The following is a 13,848-nucleotide window of genomic DNA, read 5'->3' as shown; positions in this document are numbered from 1 at the left end:
CCCGTACCGGTGTCGGGGCCTGAGGTGGCACAGCTGGTCGGCGCCGATGCACCTCGGCGGGGCCGGGCCCTCCTCCCCTGGCCGGAGTGGGGTGCGCCCGGCATTCGGTGGCGGTGGGCGGTAGGAGGTCAGCGCCCGAAGCGGTAGCGGGTCTGGCTGTACGTCCGGCCCTTTCCGAAGGCGAATCCGGAGTCCGGGTCGATGCGGTACAGCAGGACCCTGCCGGAGCGGATGGTGTCACCGAGGCCATACCAGGTGCCGTCCGGGCTCGTCAGCAGGTCGCCGTACTTGCCCTCGTAGGCTTCGGCGGTAACGCTGCGTTCTGCCGGGTCGTGCACCAACTCGGCGCGTCCCTCGATGGTGATGTCGAGACCGTCCAGGACGTTCGTCCCGGTTGTCATGACGCAGTGGTGGTTGCCGTGGAGGTTACGCGTCTTGCGTTCTTGGTCGCCCGTGGCGAAGTACAGGGCGCCGCCGGTCCAGACGGCCAGCAACGGTGTCACGTGGGGCCGGCCGTCGGGGCGGACGGTGGACAGCCAGAACAGTCGTGCCTGCTGGAGCTCACGCAGTGTGGTCGGCCAGGGGGTGGCGTCGGCGCCGGAGTCGCTGAAGGGGCCGAGCACGGTATCCGGGTCGGGGTCGGACATGGAAGCTCCTCGATGGGTCGGACGGGAATGCGGTCGGCCACGATCTGGTCATTGGAAGGCGCCGCGATCTCCCTGGTGACCGGTGTGGATCGCTTGCCGAGCATGACCAGAGCGATGACCCCGCCCAGTGCCGCGACGAGGCCGACCACGCCGAACGCCGCCTGATGACCGGAGACCAGCGTCTGCGGCGCGGCGGTCCCAGGTGTCGGTGCGTGTGCGGCGACAACGCTGCCGGCCATGGCCACGCCGAGGGCGGTGCCGACGGCGAAGCAGGTATCGGCGAGTCCGGCGGCCAGACCGGAGTGCCGTTCGGCGACACCGGTGAACGCGGCGATCTGCGCACAGACGGTGGCGGTGCCCATCCCCGTCCCGAAGACCAGCAGGGCGAATGTCAGGAGCTCCGGTGAGCTGTGCTCGGACACCACCCGGGTGAGCAGCAGGCAGGCTCCGCCGAGCAGGGCGGTGCCGGCGGTCGCGACCGGACGCACGCCGACCCTCGTCACCACCCGCTGGCAGACCAGAGCGCCGCCCACGGCTGCCACGGTCATCGCTCCGGCCGTGAGACCGAACCGGACGGGCGACCAGCCGAGCACCGACTGCGCGTGGGCGGTGAGGACGATGAGCATGCCGTCGACCGCCACGCCCGTGACGAGGAGCAGGAGGTCGCCGCCGACCAGGGAACGCGACCGCAGCACCCCGAACGGCACCAGCGGCGCCTTGGACCGCCGTTCGATCACGACGAACAAGCCGGTCAGCGCCACCGCACCCGCCAACGGCCCGAGGACGTGGCAGCCGGACCACCCGACGTCAGGGACGCTGGTGATGGAGTAGACGAACAGCACGAGCGCCGAAGTGACCGTCAGCGCCCCGGCCAGGTCGAAGGAGCGGACACGCGCCCGGTTCCGGCTCTCGGTCAGCATCACCGGCGCGAGGATCAGCACCACCGCCCCGACCGGGACGTTGATTCAGAAGACCCACTGCCAGCCGAGAGTGTCGGTGATGAGGCCGCCCAGCAGCAGCCCGGCGGTGGCGCCGAATCCTCCGATCCCGCCCCAGATTCCCAGCGCCTTGTTCCGCTCGGCGCCTTCGGTGAAGGCGTTCATCACCATGGACAGGGCTGCGGGGGCGATGATGGCGGCCGACACACCCTGCAGAGCGCGGGCTGCGATCAGCGCCTCTGTCGAGGGGGCGAACCCGCATCCCAGCGAGGCCAGCACGCGCAGCGACATTCCGGCCAGGAAGACCCTGCGGCGGCCGAGCAGGTCCGCGGCGCGGCCGCACAACAGCAGCAGGCCGGCAAAGGCCAGTGCGTAGGCGGTGACCGCCCATGAGACGGCGGTGCCGTGCGCCCGGAACTCCCGCTCGATGGCCGGCAGGGCGGTCAGCAGACTCGTGCCGTCCAGGATGGTCATGAAGAACGCCGTGCCCAGCAACACGAGCACCCGCCACTTCGAGGGGGACGGCCGTAAGCTCACCCGTGCCCTCCCGCACCCAGCTCGACGCCCAGCGCGTCGAGCCAGTCGCCGGTGCCGAGCTCCCGCCAGGAGGGTTCCTCCCGGCCGTCGAGGAAGGTGCCCTGCTCGGTGAGGACCAGCCGGGTGCCCCCGTCGGCCGGGCAGAACACCACGGTCGTCAGCGATGCCGCCGCGAGCTCCTCCCCCACGTGCAGCACAGAGGTGTAGACGATGCGCCCGTTCGGCACGATGTCGCGGTACAACGACTCGAACGTCAACGACGGGCCGCTGTCCGGGCGGCTGCGGTTGGCCTCCCGGCCCCCGACCCGGAAGTCCAGTTCATGGTCGGCGTCGGGCGTGGAGAACCAGCGGGCCTTCGCCTTCGGGTCGGCCCATGCGGCGAACACCCGGGCCGCGGTGGCCGGGTAGAGGCGTTCGAGGGTGAACGTGGCGTGCGTGACAGAGCCGTCGATCATCACAGGCTTCCTCACTCCGGTGTGCCGGAATCATCGAGCAGGTAGTCGCCGAGCCGGTCCAGGCGCCGTTCCCAGAACGTGCGCTGCTCCGCAAGCCAGTCCTCGGCCGTCCGCAGCACGTCCGGATCGATGCGGCAGGTGCGGACGCGGCCGATCTTCTCGGATCTGACCAGCCCGCAGGCTTCCAGCACCTGGATGTGCTGCATGACCGCCGGCAGCGACATCTCCAGCGGCCTGGCCAGTTCGCTGACCGACACCGGTCCCCGGATCAGGCGCTCCACCATCGCCCGGCGCGTTCCATCCGCCAGCGCCTGGAACACCCGGTCCAGCGATCCGCCATAGTTAGGCATGTCCTTAACTATGAGGAGACGCACCTTCATAGTCAAGTGCTTCCTTGACCGAAGTCCCGATCGCGGCGCCGCGGCGCGTGGCGGTCGTTACGTGTACGGGCGGACCCGGGGGCGGTGCAGGGCGAGGAGCGCCTGATCGTCCTGGACCCGGCCGCCGGTGTGACGCCCCACGTCCTCGATCAGCAGGTGGAGAATCTGCGCCGGGGTGGCCGGGTCGCCGATCAGCGCGCGGTGGTGGACGAGGAAGGGCAGCCGGACAGACGCGTCGTAGAAGACCCCGGACTCGTCGCGGGCCTCGGTGACGCCGTCCGTGTAGCAGATGAGGGTGGCGCCGGGCGGGAACGGGAAGGTGTCGACCGGGCAGGACCACGGCCCCAGGGCGCTCATGCCGAGCGGGGGAGCCTCCTCGGAGGGTCCGAGGACGGTGGCCCTGCCCTCGGCGTCCAGCAGCACCGGCGGTGGATGCCCCCGGTTGACGACGCGTACGGCTTCGAGGTCTTCGGCGAACTCGGCGATCAGCGCGGTGGTGAACCCCTCGTCCTGCTCCTGGCCGCCGCGTCGGCCGCCCTCGCGCAGGAGGGCCCTCTCCAGCGCGGTCACGAGGCCGGGCAGGTCCTCCGCCTCGTCCGCCGCGTACCGGAAGGCCCCCAGGTCCGCGCAGACCGCGCTGACCGCGCCCAGGCCCTTCCCGCGGACGTCCCCGACCATCACCCGCACCCCGTGCGGAGTGTCCTGCACGACGTAGAGGTCACCGCCGATCATGGCCTCGTTCTCGGCGGGCACGTAGCGGGCGGCGATCCTGAGCTCACCGAGGCGCGAGGGGGGTTTGGGCAGGACTGCGCTCTGGGCCACGGCGGCGATATGGCGTGCGCGGCGGGCCCGGGCGTCCCGGCCCTCCAGGGCGCGGTTGATGAAGACGGCCAGCACGGTTACGGCCAGAAGGGTGAGCTGGTTGGCGACGCCCCGCTGCCAGCCGAAGGTGCCGTCGTACCAGGCGAGGCCCGCGTGGACCGCCATCGAGAGGGCGCCGATCGCGACGATGCCGCGCAGCGTCAGCAGCGGTGCCGCGGCGACGGGAACCGCCATCAGCAGGGGTGCGGAGGTGACGTCCGTCGGGGTCACCAGGTCCAGCACGACGGCCAGCACGACGACCCCCAACGGAATCCACTTGGCCCTGCGCGGCTGCACCACTCCCCCACGCTGTACGGCGTCGGGGCCCGCCGCATCCCGGGCGCGCCGGGCCCGCCCGGGATGCGGCGGGCCCGGCGGGTCACTCCGGCAGCGGGGTTCCGGGGCCGGGTGCGGCGGCACACGCGGCGTCCAGCCGGATGCGGTGGGCCATCACGGCTTCGGGATCGTCGATGACGTCGACCCGGACGCCCGGGGTCTCCAGTACCGCCTGGTCCCCGATCTCGGGTGCGGGCACCCGGAGGATGTGCAGGGGCGGTACGCCGGTCAGGGGGTGCGGCGGGTGGTCCATGGGCACTACCTGAACGGTGACGTGCTGTTCCTTCATCGCCTCGGCCAGCGCGGCCCGCTGCCCGTCCATGGTCTCCCGGTCGCCGACCCTCGTATGGAGGGCCACGGCCGGGAACAGGGCCCACAGGGCGGCCCCGCGCCCACCCAAGCGGCGGCGGCGCTCCCGCAGCAGCTCGACACGGCGCTCCCGGCGCCCGGGGGTGTCGTCGGGGTACTGCGTACGGTAGAGCGCGGCGGCGTACGCGGGGGTGCGCAGCAGTTCGGGCACCAGTGCCGGGTGCCAGGTCCGTACGAGGCTCGCCGAGGACTCCACTCCGATGACGTCCTGCTGCCAGCCGTCCATCGCGTCCCGCCACCGGTGCCACCAGCCGGGCAGGTTCGCGGCTCCGAGCCCGGCCATGATGGGCTCGGCCACGGCGGGCGGAACGCCGTAACAGCGGAGCAGCTCGCCGACCTGCCGGGCGTCGAGTCCGGTCTCGGCGCGTTCGATGCGCCGGACGGTGGCAGGGTGGGCGTCCAGTGCGTCGGCCGCGGCCCGAAGGCTGATTCCCGCGCGTTCCCGCAGCATACGGAGGCGGACCGCGAGAACACGGTGCTCCACGGTGGGACCTGAACGGGCTCGCATGCGCAGAACCTTCCTCGTCGAGCCCCGGGGCGGAGCATTCCACACTCTGTCGCTTGCAAAGTATGCGCTTTGCGCCGAGAGTGCATACATGTCGGAAATAGCCAGTTGCGCGAAGCGTGCCCCCGATAACGGAGGTGTCCGAGGTGACGGAGGTGTCCGAAGTGCCGGAGTAAACCGTGGTGCGCACAGCTGGTGGGTTCCCCGATTGCCCGGGGGCGTTCCGGAGGCCCGGCACCGGGTCCAGGAGGCCATGCGGGCCTGGGACGAGCCGGCCGATCGGATCGAGGCGGCGGCCCTGATAGTGACCGAACTGGTCACCAACGCCGTACAGCACACCAGCACCCGGCGGATCCGCTGCCGGCTCCTGCGCTCCGCGGACGGCGTGCGCATCTGCGTGTGGGACCGCGGCCGCGCCCGGATCCCGGCACCAGCCTCCCCGGCTGACTCGGCGGGCCTTCCCGCCACCGGGTCCCCGGCGACGGGCGGCCGCGCGGACGACGACAGGCTCGACCACCTGGCGGAGGACGGCAGGGGCCTCCTGCTCGTCGACGCGCTGGCGGCCCGCTGGGGCACCCGCGCCGCACTGGCGGGCCGCCTCGTCTGGGCCGACGTCTGAGCCTCCCGACAGCGCACCCGCGGCATCTCCACGACGCCCGCGCGACCGGGCGGACCGCCCTCCGGGCATCTCCTCCCGACGTCCTCGCGTGATCAGGCGGGAGCGGTGCGGCACTCCGGGTGGCCCCAGCCGTTCGGGTTCTTCGCGATCGGCTCCTTGGCCGCGTACGGCTTCCCGCAGTGACACCGGCCCGCGAAGCGCGCCGCGATCGTGCCGGTGGACCGCCCGCCCCGGGACGCGCCCGCCGCACTCCGCCCCTTCGCGCCGCCGGACGCCCCGGACGCCTCCGAGCGCCCCTTCGTGGACCGCGCGGGCGCGGGTACCGGCAGAGCCGTGGCACCGTGCGCCGTACCGGCCGGGCTCTGGGCCACAGCCGCCTCACTGGCGGCCTGGTCGGCGATCGCGTTGAGGGGGTCGCCGTTCACCTGGTGCGCGGGCACATAGCGGAACGTCACCGAGCGGTCGGCGAGCAGGGCGTCGATGCGGGTGACCAGCTCACGGTTGGCGACGGGCTTGCCACCGGAGGTCTTCCAGCCGTTGCGCTTCCATCCCGGAAGCCACTTCGTCACGGCGTTCATGGCGTACTGCGAGTCCATCCTCACCTCGACGCGCGCCGCCGGGCCGGTGGACTCCAGCAGTTCTGCCAGCGCCGTGAGCTCGGCGACGTTGTTCGTCGCGGTGCCGAGCGGACCGGCCTCCCAGCTCACGGGGTTCCCCTCCGCGTCGGCGACGACCCATGCCCAGGCGGCCGGGCCCGGATTTCCCTTCGACGCCCCGTCACACGCGGCGATCATGCACTCGTTCATCCCTTGATCATGCCAGCCCCGCATGACCGTCCCGACCGTCCGCATGACCGTCCCGACCGCCCGCGCGATCGCCCAGACCGGGGCGTGCTCCGACGCCTCCGCCCCGTCACCCTTGACCTCAACCAAACTTTAGGTCCTAACGTTCCGAGTGAACCCGGGGCCGCACGGCCCTCGGGATCCGCAGGCCGTCGGGGGAGACCGGGGGCCATCAGACTTCGGAGCGCCCCATGGACATGGAAGTCACCGCGTGGCATTCGCTGCACAGTGCGATGAACGCCCAGCAGGACCGCCGGCCCTTCTCCCGGACGGCGTTGCGCCGCATCATGGTCTTCGCCCGGCCCCATCGGCGGCGGATCTACCGCTTCCTGGTGCTGAGCGTCCTGACGGCGCTGCTCGCGGTGGCCACCCCGCTGCTGGCCGGGAAGGTCGTCGACGCGATCGTGAACGGTGCGGAGACCGGGACCGTCACCCGGTTCGCCCTGCTCATCGCGCTCATCGCCGTCGCCGAGGCCGGTCTCGGCCTGCTCACCCGCTGGCTGTCGTCGACCCTGGGCGAGAGCCTGATCCTGGACCTGCGCACCGCCGTCTTCGACCATGTGCAGAAGATGCCGGTCGCCTTCTTCACCCGGACCCGGACCGGCGCCCTGGTCAGCCGGCTCAACAACGATGTGATCGGCGCGCAGCGGGCGTTCAGCAATACGCTCTCCGGCGTCGTCTCCAACGTCGTCACCCTGATGCTGACGCTCGCCGTGATGCTCACGATCTCCTGGCAGATCACGCTGCTCTCGCTGGTGCTGCTTCCGGTGTTCGTCGTGCCGGCCCGCCGGATGGGGGCCCGGATGGCGGGACTCCAGCGGGAGGCCGCCGACCACAACGCCGCGATGGGCACCCAGATGACCGAACGGTTCTCCGCCCCCGGCGCCACGCTGGTCAAGCTCTTCGGGCGCCCTTCCGACGAGTCGGCCGAGTTCGCCGCCCGCGCCGACCGGGTGCGTGACATCGGCATCCGTACGGCGATGGCCCAGTCGGCGTTCATCACCGCGCTCACCCTGGTCTCCGCCCTGGCACTGGCCCTGGTCTACGGGCTCGGCGGGTACTACGCCCTGAGCGGCAGCCTGGAGCCGGGTGCCGTCGTGGCGCTGGCGCTGCTGCTGACCCGGCTGTACGCGCCGCTCACCGCGCTGGCCGGGGCCCGGGTCGAGGTGATGAGCGCGCTCGTCAGCTTCGAGCGGGTCTTCGAGATCCTGGACCTGAAGCCGCTGATCGAACAGAAGCCGGACGCCCGCCGGGTGCCGGAAGGCCCGGTCTCCGTGGAGTTCGACAAGGTGTCCTTCGGCTACCCCTCCGCCGAGAAGGTCTCCCTCGCCTCGCTGGAGGAGGTCGCCACGCTCGACGACCGGGGCGGCGCCACGGTCCTGCACGACGTCTCCTTCCGCGCCGAACCCGGCCAGATGATCGCCCTGGTGGGCTCCTCCGGAGCGGGCAAGTCGACGATCGCGCAGCTGCTGCCCCGGCTGTACGACACGGACACCGGTTCCGTGCGGCTCAACGGTGTCGACGTACGCGATCTGAGCGCGGACTCGATCCGGGACACGCTCGGCATGGTCACCCAGGACGGGCACCTCTTCCACGAGTCGGTGCGGGCCAACCTGCTGATCGCCCGGCCCGACGCCTCCGAGGGCGACGTCTGGGACGCCCTGCGCCGCTCCCGGCTCGACGGTCTGATCGCCTCGCTGCCGGACGGGCTCGACACGGTGGTGGGCGAGCGCGGCTACCGGCTCTCCGGCGGGGAGCGCCAGCGCCTGACCATCGCCCGGCTGCTGCTGGCCCGTCAGCGGGTCGTGATCCTCGACGAGGCGACCGCGCACCTCGACTCCACCTCGGAGGCCGCCGTCCAGGAGGCCCTGGCCGAAGCGCTGGCGGGCCGGACCGCCCTGGTGATCGCCCACCGGCTCTCGACCGTACGGGCGGCCGACCGGATCCTGGTGGTGGAGGCGGGCCGGATCGTCGAGAACGGCACACACACCGAGCTGCTGGCGGCCGACGGGAGGTACGCGGAGCTGTACCGCACCCAGTTCGCGCGGCCGTCGTCGGAGGGGAAGAGGCCGGTCCAGCCGGTCCGCTGAGCCGGCGCCCGTCGCCACGCCGTCCGGCCGGACCGAATCGGCCGGGCGGCGTCAGCGCGTGCCGGCGCGGACGAGGGAGGCCCGGTCGGCGGTCCGCAGCCGCCGCAACGCGTGGCCACCGCACCGGCGCCACTCCCTGGGCGACACCCGCGGACGGTGGCCGCCACTGGTGACGAGCGCGTTCACCGACGTCATCGGGTCCGCCGCCATGGTCTTGGCCAGCAGGGCGCCGACCACCAGCGGGAGCAGCGTGACGGCCAGGGCGGAGCCGGCGGTGGTGACGTGCTGGATACGGGGGCGGCGCGGCGCTTCGGAGGTCATGCGCCCATCGAACAGCGGCCCGGGAACCGGAACATCGGGGAACGTACTCAGGGGTGCGGGAGCGGCATACTCAGGCGCTCTCGGGGGACGCTCACAGCGGCCGGGTACGCGGATCCCGGCCCGCCGCCGACCACGGAAGGATCGCCTCGATGGGTGACGGCCAGGGACTCGGTGACAGCGGGGAACCCCGTGGCGGCCAGGGACTTCCGGACGCGGACGCCGGCCCCGGGCATCCGGCCGCGGCGGTGTTCGACGCGCTGGGAGCGGAGTACGAGCGGGCCTTCGCCGCTTCGGCCGCCCACCGCGAGTCGCTGGAGCGGCTGCTGGCGGACCTGACCCCCGGGAGCCGGGTGCTGGACGTGGGCAGCGGTACGGGCCGGCCCACGGCACGGACCCTGGCGGACGCGGGGCACCGGGTGCTGGGCGTCGATGTGTCGCCGGTGATGACCGCGCTCGCGGCCCGGCAGGTGCCGGAGGCGGAGTTCCGGTGTGCGGACGTCCGCGGTCTCCCCCTGTCCGAGGGCGAGTTCGACGCGGTCTGCGTGTACTTCTCGCTGCTGCAACTGGAGCGGGGTGACCAGCGCGAACTGCTGGAGCGGCTCGCGCGGTCGTTGCGGCCGGGCGGACTGCTGGTCGCCGCGACGGTACCGGTGGACGCCGTCGGCGTCGACGCGGTGTTCATGGGGCAGCCGGTCCGGGTCTCCAGTTTCGGCGCCGAGGAGTTCACCGCCCTGATCACGCGGGCGGGCATCGCCGTGGAGTGGGAGCACAGCGCGCTCTTCACCCCGGACCACCCGGCCGGCGCACCCGAACCGCACCTCTTTCTGCACGGCCGCCGCATCTGACGGCTCAGCCTTCCTCCGCAGCGCCCCCACTCATTGGCTATCACAAAGAACAAGCCGAATGAATGACATGGGTGGCGCATTTGTGTTCCTTCACGAGAAGGTAATGCGATAGCAAAGTTCTGGTCGTTATGCTCTGCTGCAGTCGTATCCGCAAGGAGTGAACCGGAGCGGGCTTCACCGCGACTGCCATCCGGCAAAACGCAAGGTGAGGCACCCTCGCCCTTCCGAACATTCATCCGGTAAAAAACAGCTCATTCGTCAATATGACCCGACCACACCGCTCCCCGGCACCGCCGGATGCAGGAGGCAGGCCACCATGCAGTCCCTCGTAGAACACGCCCGGACATTCACCGAGCACGTCGCCGCGAACGCAAAGCATTTCGAACATCTCGCGGACGGCCAGACCCCCGAAGCACTCTTCATCACGTGCTCGGACTCGCGTGTCGTCCCCTCGCTGATCACCGGCGCCCGCCCGGGGCAGCTCTTCGAACTCCGCACCGCGGGCAGCATCGTTCCGCCCTATCCCCCGGAAGACCGGCCCACGGGCGAGGCCGCGACCATCGAGTACGCGCTGCGCGCGCTCCAGGTGCGCGACATCATCGTGTGCGGGCACTCCCACTGCGGTGCCGTGGGCGCCGTGTTCCGCGGCGACGACCTCTCCGCCATGCCCGCCGTCCGCCACTGGCTGGAGCACTCCACGGACGGCAGGGACCCGGCGGCCGGCCCCGACGGCCTCCCCGTGGCGATCCAGGCCCACGCCCTCGCCCAGCTGGACACTCTGCGGGGCTACCCCGCGGTGCGCGAGCGGCTCGCCGAGGGCACCCTCGGCCTGCACGCCTGGTACTACGAAGTGCACACCGGCTCCGTCAGCGTCCACCGACCGGAGCGCGGAACCGAGTTCGCCCGCCTTTGACGGTTTTCCCTCCCCCCACGCTCGTGCGTTCGGCCCCCCGGCCGGGCGCGACCGTACCCACAAGGGAAACCCACCGTGATTTCCGCGAAGGAACTCAAGAACCCCCACGTCGTACGGCGTGACCTACTCGCGTCGCTCGTCGTCTTCCTGGTCGCGCTGCCGATGTGCGTCGGCGTCGCCGTCGCCTCCGGAGTCCCGGCCGAACTGGGCCTGGTCACCGGCATCGTCGGCGGGCTCGTCGTCGGCTTCCTGCCGGGCAGCAAACTGCAGGTCAGCGGGCCGACCGCAGGACTCACCGTGCTCGTCTACGAGGCGATCAAGGAATTCGGCCTCGGCACGCTCGGCCCGATCGTGCTGGCCGCCGGACTGCTCCAGGTGGTGCTGGGCCTGGCGCGCTTCGGCCGCTGGTTCCGCGCCATCTCCGTCTCCGTGGTACAGGGCATGCTCGGCGGCATCGGCCTGATCCTCGTACTCGGCCAGGTGTACGCCATGGCCGACACCGAACAGCCGGGCAGCGGTCTCGCCAAGCTGGCCGGACTTCCGGGTCTCGCCGTCGAGATCGCCACGACCCAGGAGGCCCTGACCGCCTTCGGCCTGGGCGCCGGAACGGTCGCCGTGCTGCTGCTGTGGCCCAAGCTCCCGGCCGCCGTACGTCTCGTCCCTGCACCCCTCGTCGCGGTCGTCCTGGCCACCGCCGTCGCCTCCCTGGCCGGGCTGCGGCCGGCGGTGGCCGATGTGAACGGGCTGCTGCAGGCCATCGATCCGCCCGGCGGGGCGGATTTCGCCCGGCTCGCCGACGTGGCGATCATCGGCACCGTCCTGGCCATCGCCCTCATCGCCTCGGCCGAGAGCCTGTTCAGCGCGGCGGCCGTCGACCGGATGCAGGACGGGCCCCGCACCGACTACGACAAGGAGCTGGTGGCCCAGGGCGTCGGCAACACCATCTGCGGGGCGCTCGGCGCGCTCCCGATGGCCGCGGTCATCGTCCGCAGCACCACCAACGTCCAGGCCGGGGCGACCACCGCGCTCTCGCGGATCGCCCACGGCCTGTGGCTGCTGCTCCTAGCGGCGCTGCTGCCCGCCGCCGTCGGGATCATCCCGCTGGCGGCGCTGGCCGGGATCCTCGTCCACGCCGGGTGCAAGCTGGTGCCCGCCAAGGAGTTCGGCCCGCTGTGGCGCGAACACCGCGGGGAGGCCGTGCTCCTGGCGGTCACCGCGATCGCCATCGTGGTGACCAACCTGTTCGAGGGGGTCGTGCTCGGCCTGCTGCTGGCAGTGGTCAAGTCGGCCTGGGAGACCTCACACGTCCAGCTCACCACCCGTCGGCTCACCGGCGGCCGGGTCGTGGTGGCCCTCACCGGGAACGCCACCTTCCTGCGACTGCCCCGCATCCTGGAGCAGTTGGAGAAGCTCCCGCAGGACCAGCCCATAGAGCTGGACCTGACCGGTCTGCGCCACCTCGACCACGCCTGCCGGGTCGCCCTGGAGAACTGGGCGCGCCGGCACAACAACGCGGAGATCGAGCCGGTGACGATCCGCCGGTAGCCGCGGGCCCCGGGACAGCGTCCCCGGGCAGCGGTGCCTGCCACCCCACTTCGCGGCGACCCTGGACCGGGCCGCCGCGAAGCCTCGGATCAGGCGGCCTGGGCGAGAAGTTCGGCGCGGCCGAAGAGGAGCGCGTAGCCGGGCGGCAGGCTGCTCACTACTCGGGCGACGAGAGCGTCCCCCATCAGAGCGGCGATCTGGCTCAGGACGACGCCGGCGTCCCATCGGGCGGTCGCCGGGGTACCGCCGGTGTGCACGGCGAGATCACGGACGAAGGCGGCACCGGGAAGCTGCTTCACAGCGGGCACTTCCGAGGTGAACACCAGGGCGGCCTCCCTGGGCAGGGCCGCGGCGAGCGCGACGCGCTCATCCCCGGTGACCTGCCGACCGAGCGCACCCAACACAGCGCGGAGGCTCTCCTCGGCGCGTTCGCGCGTCGGGTAGGCGCCCTCGTAACGGATCTTCTCCAGCAGCTGGTCGACCGTCGCGCCCGCCCGTGCGCCGGCGTTACGCGGCTCATGGATCATCGTTTCGGCAGCCTTTCTCATCAGTACTACTGCTCGGATCGGGGCGCCGCCCGCTCCGACGGCGCGCCGGCACGGCGGCACGGGAGGGGCGGCGGGGTGGATCTAGATCATGCGTCCTGCGTGTGCCCACCGAAGAGCACGTCATACCCGGGCGGCAGTTGGAGCAGAATGCGGCGGGTGAGTTCCTCGCCCGCCGCCTCCGCCGCGACGCTCAGAACAGCTCCGACGTCCCATCGGGCGGTCTGTTCGCCGGCCCCCTCGATCCAGGCCGCGGTGGCACGCACGAAACGCTCCGGGGAGAGCGGCTCGGCGGCCTGAAGGGGGTTGAGCAGGATCAGGGCCATGGTCTCCGGCAGCCGGGCGGCCAGTTCGGCCCGCTCTCCGCCGACCAGGTGGGCGCCGAGGAGGGCGAGGACGACGCGCGTGGCGCGTTCGGCCTCCGTTCGCGTCCCGTACTCGCCGCGCTCCCGGATCCGATCCAGGAACGCCTCCCATCGCAGGGTCACCGCAGCTACCCCCTCGGGTCGTTGCCGGGCGAGGGCCGGGAGCGGGGAGGGAAAGGGGAGGCCGTCCCTGCCCTCGCGCTGTCGTGGGCCGAGCCGGGTCAGCCCCTGATCTGCTTGCGCCGGGTCTCCCCGCCAAGGGCGATCTTGCGTGGCTTGGCGCGCTCGGCGATCGGGATGCGCAGGGTCAGCACCCCCGCCTCGTACTCGGCGTCGATCTGTTCGGTGTCGAGTGAATCGGCGAGCACGATCTGCCGGGAGAAGACGCCCAGCGGACGCTCGGAGAGCTCCATCTGCACATGGTCGTCGTTCACCGCCGGCCGGCGCTCGGCCTTGACGGTCAGCATGTTCCGCTCGACGTCGATGTCGATCGCGTCCGGCGGCACGCCGGGGAGATCGAACGCCACCACGTACTCGTCGCCCTCTCGATACGCGTCCATCGGCATCGCCGAGGGCCGCGACCAGGTGCCGGGGCGGAGGAGCTGCTCGGTGATCCGGTCGAGTTCACGGAAGGGGTCGGTACGCATCAGCATGACGGAAACACCTCCAGTCGATCGGGCGGACGGCCCGTGCCTTTCACCTGAGACCGTTGTAGCATGTCATCCATTCGATGAC

Annotated in this window: 17 protein-coding genes; 5 read left to right on the top strand and 12 right to left on the bottom strand. The window is 71.8% G+C overall.

Features of this window, described 5'->3' with window-relative positions; all coding sequences use genetic code 11:
• Window positions 1–128: 128 nt before the first annotated feature.
• From N7925_RS33815 to N7925_RS33785, 7 genes are all read right to left on the bottom strand, one after another.
• Window positions 129–503 carry a pyridoxamine 5'-phosphate oxidase family protein gene (locus tag N7925_RS33815; protein ID WP_443032318.1) on the bottom strand — a complete coding sequence of 125 codons (375 nt, stop codon included), beginning with the start codon at window positions 501–503 and terminating at the stop codon, window positions 129–131.
• Window positions 500–1,591, bottom strand: coding sequence for an MFS transporter (locus N7925_RS33810; RefSeq protein ID WP_443032317.1), 1,092 nt, complete (start codon window positions 1,589–1,591; stop codon window positions 500–502). The genes N7925_RS33815 and N7925_RS33810 overlap by 4 nt, the downstream gene beginning before the upstream one ends.
• Before the next feature lie 21 nt (window positions 1,592–1,612).
• Entirely contained in the window at window positions 1,613–2,122 is a 510-nt protein-coding gene (locus N7925_RS33805; protein ID WP_274346132.1) for an MFS transporter, read from the bottom strand.
• Window positions 2,119–2,577: an SRPBCC family protein gene (locus tag N7925_RS33800; protein ID WP_274346131.1), complete on the bottom strand. Its 459-nt coding sequence runs from the start codon at window positions 2,575–2,577 to the stop codon at window positions 2,119–2,121. The genes N7925_RS33805 and N7925_RS33800 overlap by 4 nt, the downstream gene beginning before the upstream one ends.
• Window positions 2,578–2,588: 11 nt before the next feature.
• Entirely contained in the window at window positions 2,589–2,957 is a 369-nt protein-coding gene (locus tag N7925_RS33795; protein ID WP_265603321.1) for an ArsR/SmtB family transcription factor, read from the bottom strand.
• A 57-nt stretch (window positions 2,958–3,014) separates the two neighbouring features.
• Window positions 3,015–4,118, bottom strand: coding sequence for a PP2C family protein-serine/threonine phosphatase (locus N7925_RS33790; RefSeq protein WP_265603320.1), 1,104 nt, complete (start codon window positions 4,116–4,118; stop codon window positions 3,015–3,017).
• A 79-nt stretch (window positions 4,119–4,197) separates the two neighbouring features.
• Window positions 4,198–5,031, bottom strand: a complete 834-nt coding sequence (locus N7925_RS33785; protein ID WP_274346130.1) for a Scr1 family TA system antitoxin-like transcriptional regulator — start codon at window positions 5,029–5,031, stop codon at window positions 4,198–4,200.
• A 250-nt stretch (window positions 5,032–5,281) separates the two neighbouring features.
• Here N7925_RS33785 and N7925_RS33780 point away from each other — a divergent pair, with 250 nt between their 5' ends.
• Window positions 5,282–5,647, top strand: a complete 366-nt coding sequence (locus tag N7925_RS33780; RefSeq protein ID WP_416222962.1) for an ATP-binding protein — start codon at window positions 5,282–5,284, stop codon at window positions 5,645–5,647.
• 92 nt (window positions 5,648–5,739) lie between these two features.
• On the opposite strand, the gene N7925_RS33775 is transcribed toward N7925_RS33780, so the two are convergent.
• Window positions 5,740–6,453 carry a ribonuclease H family protein gene (locus N7925_RS33775; protein WP_274346597.1) on the bottom strand — a complete coding sequence of 238 codons (714 nt, stop codon included), beginning with the start codon at window positions 6,451–6,453 and terminating at the stop codon, window positions 5,740–5,742.
• Window positions 6,454–6,680: 227 nt separating this feature from the next.
• On the opposite strand from N7925_RS33775, the gene N7925_RS33770 reads away from it, so the two are divergent.
• Window positions 6,681–8,579, top strand: a complete 1,899-nt coding sequence (locus N7925_RS33770; RefSeq protein ID WP_274346129.1) for an ABC transporter ATP-binding protein — start codon at window positions 6,681–6,683, stop codon at window positions 8,577–8,579.
• A gap of 51 nt (window positions 8,580–8,630) precedes the next feature.
• Here the strand turns inward: N7925_RS33770 and N7925_RS33765 are convergent, their stop codons facing one another.
• Window positions 8,631–8,900, bottom strand: coding sequence for a hypothetical protein (locus N7925_RS33765; RefSeq protein WP_265603316.1), 270 nt, complete (start codon window positions 8,898–8,900; stop codon window positions 8,631–8,633).
• Between the two features lie 149 nt (window positions 8,901–9,049).
• Here N7925_RS33765 and N7925_RS33760 point away from each other — a divergent pair, with 149 nt between their 5' ends.
• The 3 genes from N7925_RS33760 (at window position 9,050) to N7925_RS33750 (ending at window position 12,203) form a co-directional block, all read left to right on the top strand.
• Window positions 9,050–9,745, top strand: coding sequence for a class I SAM-dependent methyltransferase (locus N7925_RS33760; protein WP_274346127.1), 696 nt, complete (start codon window positions 9,050–9,052; stop codon window positions 9,743–9,745).
• Between the two features lie 316 nt (window positions 9,746–10,061).
• The gene (locus N7925_RS33755) at window positions 10,062–10,658 is read left to right on the top strand and encodes a carbonic anhydrase (protein ID WP_265603314.1); all 597 of its coding nucleotides are present in this window, start codon (window positions 10,062–10,064) and stop codon (window positions 10,656–10,658) included.
• A 75-nt stretch (window positions 10,659–10,733) separates the two neighbouring features.
• Window positions 10,734–12,203, top strand: a complete 1,470-nt coding sequence (locus N7925_RS33750; protein WP_265603313.1) for a SulP family inorganic anion transporter — start codon at window positions 10,734–10,736, stop codon at window positions 12,201–12,203.
• Between the two features lie 89 nt (window positions 12,204–12,292).
• Here N7925_RS33750 and N7925_RS33745 read toward each other — a convergent pair whose 3' ends face one another.
• The 3 genes from N7925_RS33745 to N7925_RS33735 form a co-directional block, all read right to left on the bottom strand.
• Complete coding sequence (locus tag N7925_RS33745) at window positions 12,293–12,730, bottom strand: DUF2267 domain-containing protein (RefSeq protein ID WP_274346126.1); 438 nt, start codon at window positions 12,728–12,730, stop codon at window positions 12,293–12,295.
• A gap of 107 nt (window positions 12,731–12,837) precedes the next feature.
• Window positions 12,838–13,236 carry a DUF2267 domain-containing protein gene (locus N7925_RS33740; RefSeq protein WP_265603311.1) on the bottom strand — a complete coding sequence of 133 codons (399 nt, stop codon included), beginning with the start codon at window positions 13,234–13,236 and terminating at the stop codon, window positions 12,838–12,840.
• A gap of 98 nt (window positions 13,237–13,334) precedes the next feature.
• Entirely contained in the window at window positions 13,335–13,766 is a 432-nt protein-coding gene (locus N7925_RS33735) for an Hsp20/alpha crystallin family protein (protein WP_274346125.1), read from the bottom strand.
• Window positions 13,767–13,848 lie beyond the last annotated feature (82 nt).

The sequence above is a fragment of the Streptomyces sp. CA-278952 genome (assembly GCF_028747205.1).
In the GTDB taxonomy this organism is placed as follows: Bacteria; Actinomycetota; Actinomycetes; order Streptomycetales; family Streptomycetaceae; genus Streptomyces.
Note: the sequence above shows the minus strand (reverse complement) of the source record. Positions and strands in the feature narration are given on the sequence as shown.

Bases quoted from the DNA above. Each gene is read 5' to 3' on its own strand.
- N7925_RS33800 (WP_274346131.1), bottom strand. From the start codon at position 2,577: ATGATCGACGGCTCTGTCACGCACGCCACGTTCACCCTCGAACGCCTC.
- N7925_RS33795 (WP_265603321.1), bottom strand. From the start codon at position 2,957: ATGAAGGTGCGTCTCCTCATAGTTAAGGACATGCCTAACTATGGCGGA.
- N7925_RS33785 (WP_274346130.1), bottom strand. From the start codon at position 5,031: ATGCGAGCCCGTTCAGGTCCCACCGTGGAGCACCGTGTTCTCGCGGTC.
- N7925_RS33780 (WP_416222962.1), top strand. From the start codon at position 5,282: ATGCGGGCCTGGGACGAGCCGGCCGATCGGATCGAGGCGGCGGCCCTG.
- N7925_RS33775 (WP_274346597.1), bottom strand. From the start codon at position 6,453: ATGAACGAGTGCATGATCGCCGCGTGTGACGGGGCGTCGAAGGGAAAT.
- N7925_RS33770 (WP_274346129.1), top strand. From the start codon at position 6,681: ATGGACATGGAAGTCACCGCGTGGCATTCGCTGCACAGTGCGATGAAC.
- N7925_RS33765 (WP_265603316.1), bottom strand. From the start codon at position 8,900: ATGACCTCCGAAGCGCCGCGCCGCCCCCGTATCCAGCACGTCACCACC.
- N7925_RS33760 (WP_274346127.1), top strand. From the start codon at position 9,050: ATGGGTGACGGCCAGGGACTCGGTGACAGCGGGGAACCCCGTGGCGGC.
- N7925_RS33755 (WP_265603314.1), top strand. From the start codon at position 10,062: ATGCAGTCCCTCGTAGAACACGCCCGGACATTCACCGAGCACGTCGCC.
- N7925_RS33745 (WP_274346126.1), bottom strand. From the start codon at position 12,730: ATGATCCATGAGCCGCGTAACGCCGGCGCACGGGCGGGCGCGACGGTC.
- N7925_RS33735 (WP_274346125.1), bottom strand. From the start codon at position 13,766: ATGCTGATGCGTACCGACCCCTTCCGTGAACTCGACCGGATCACCGAG.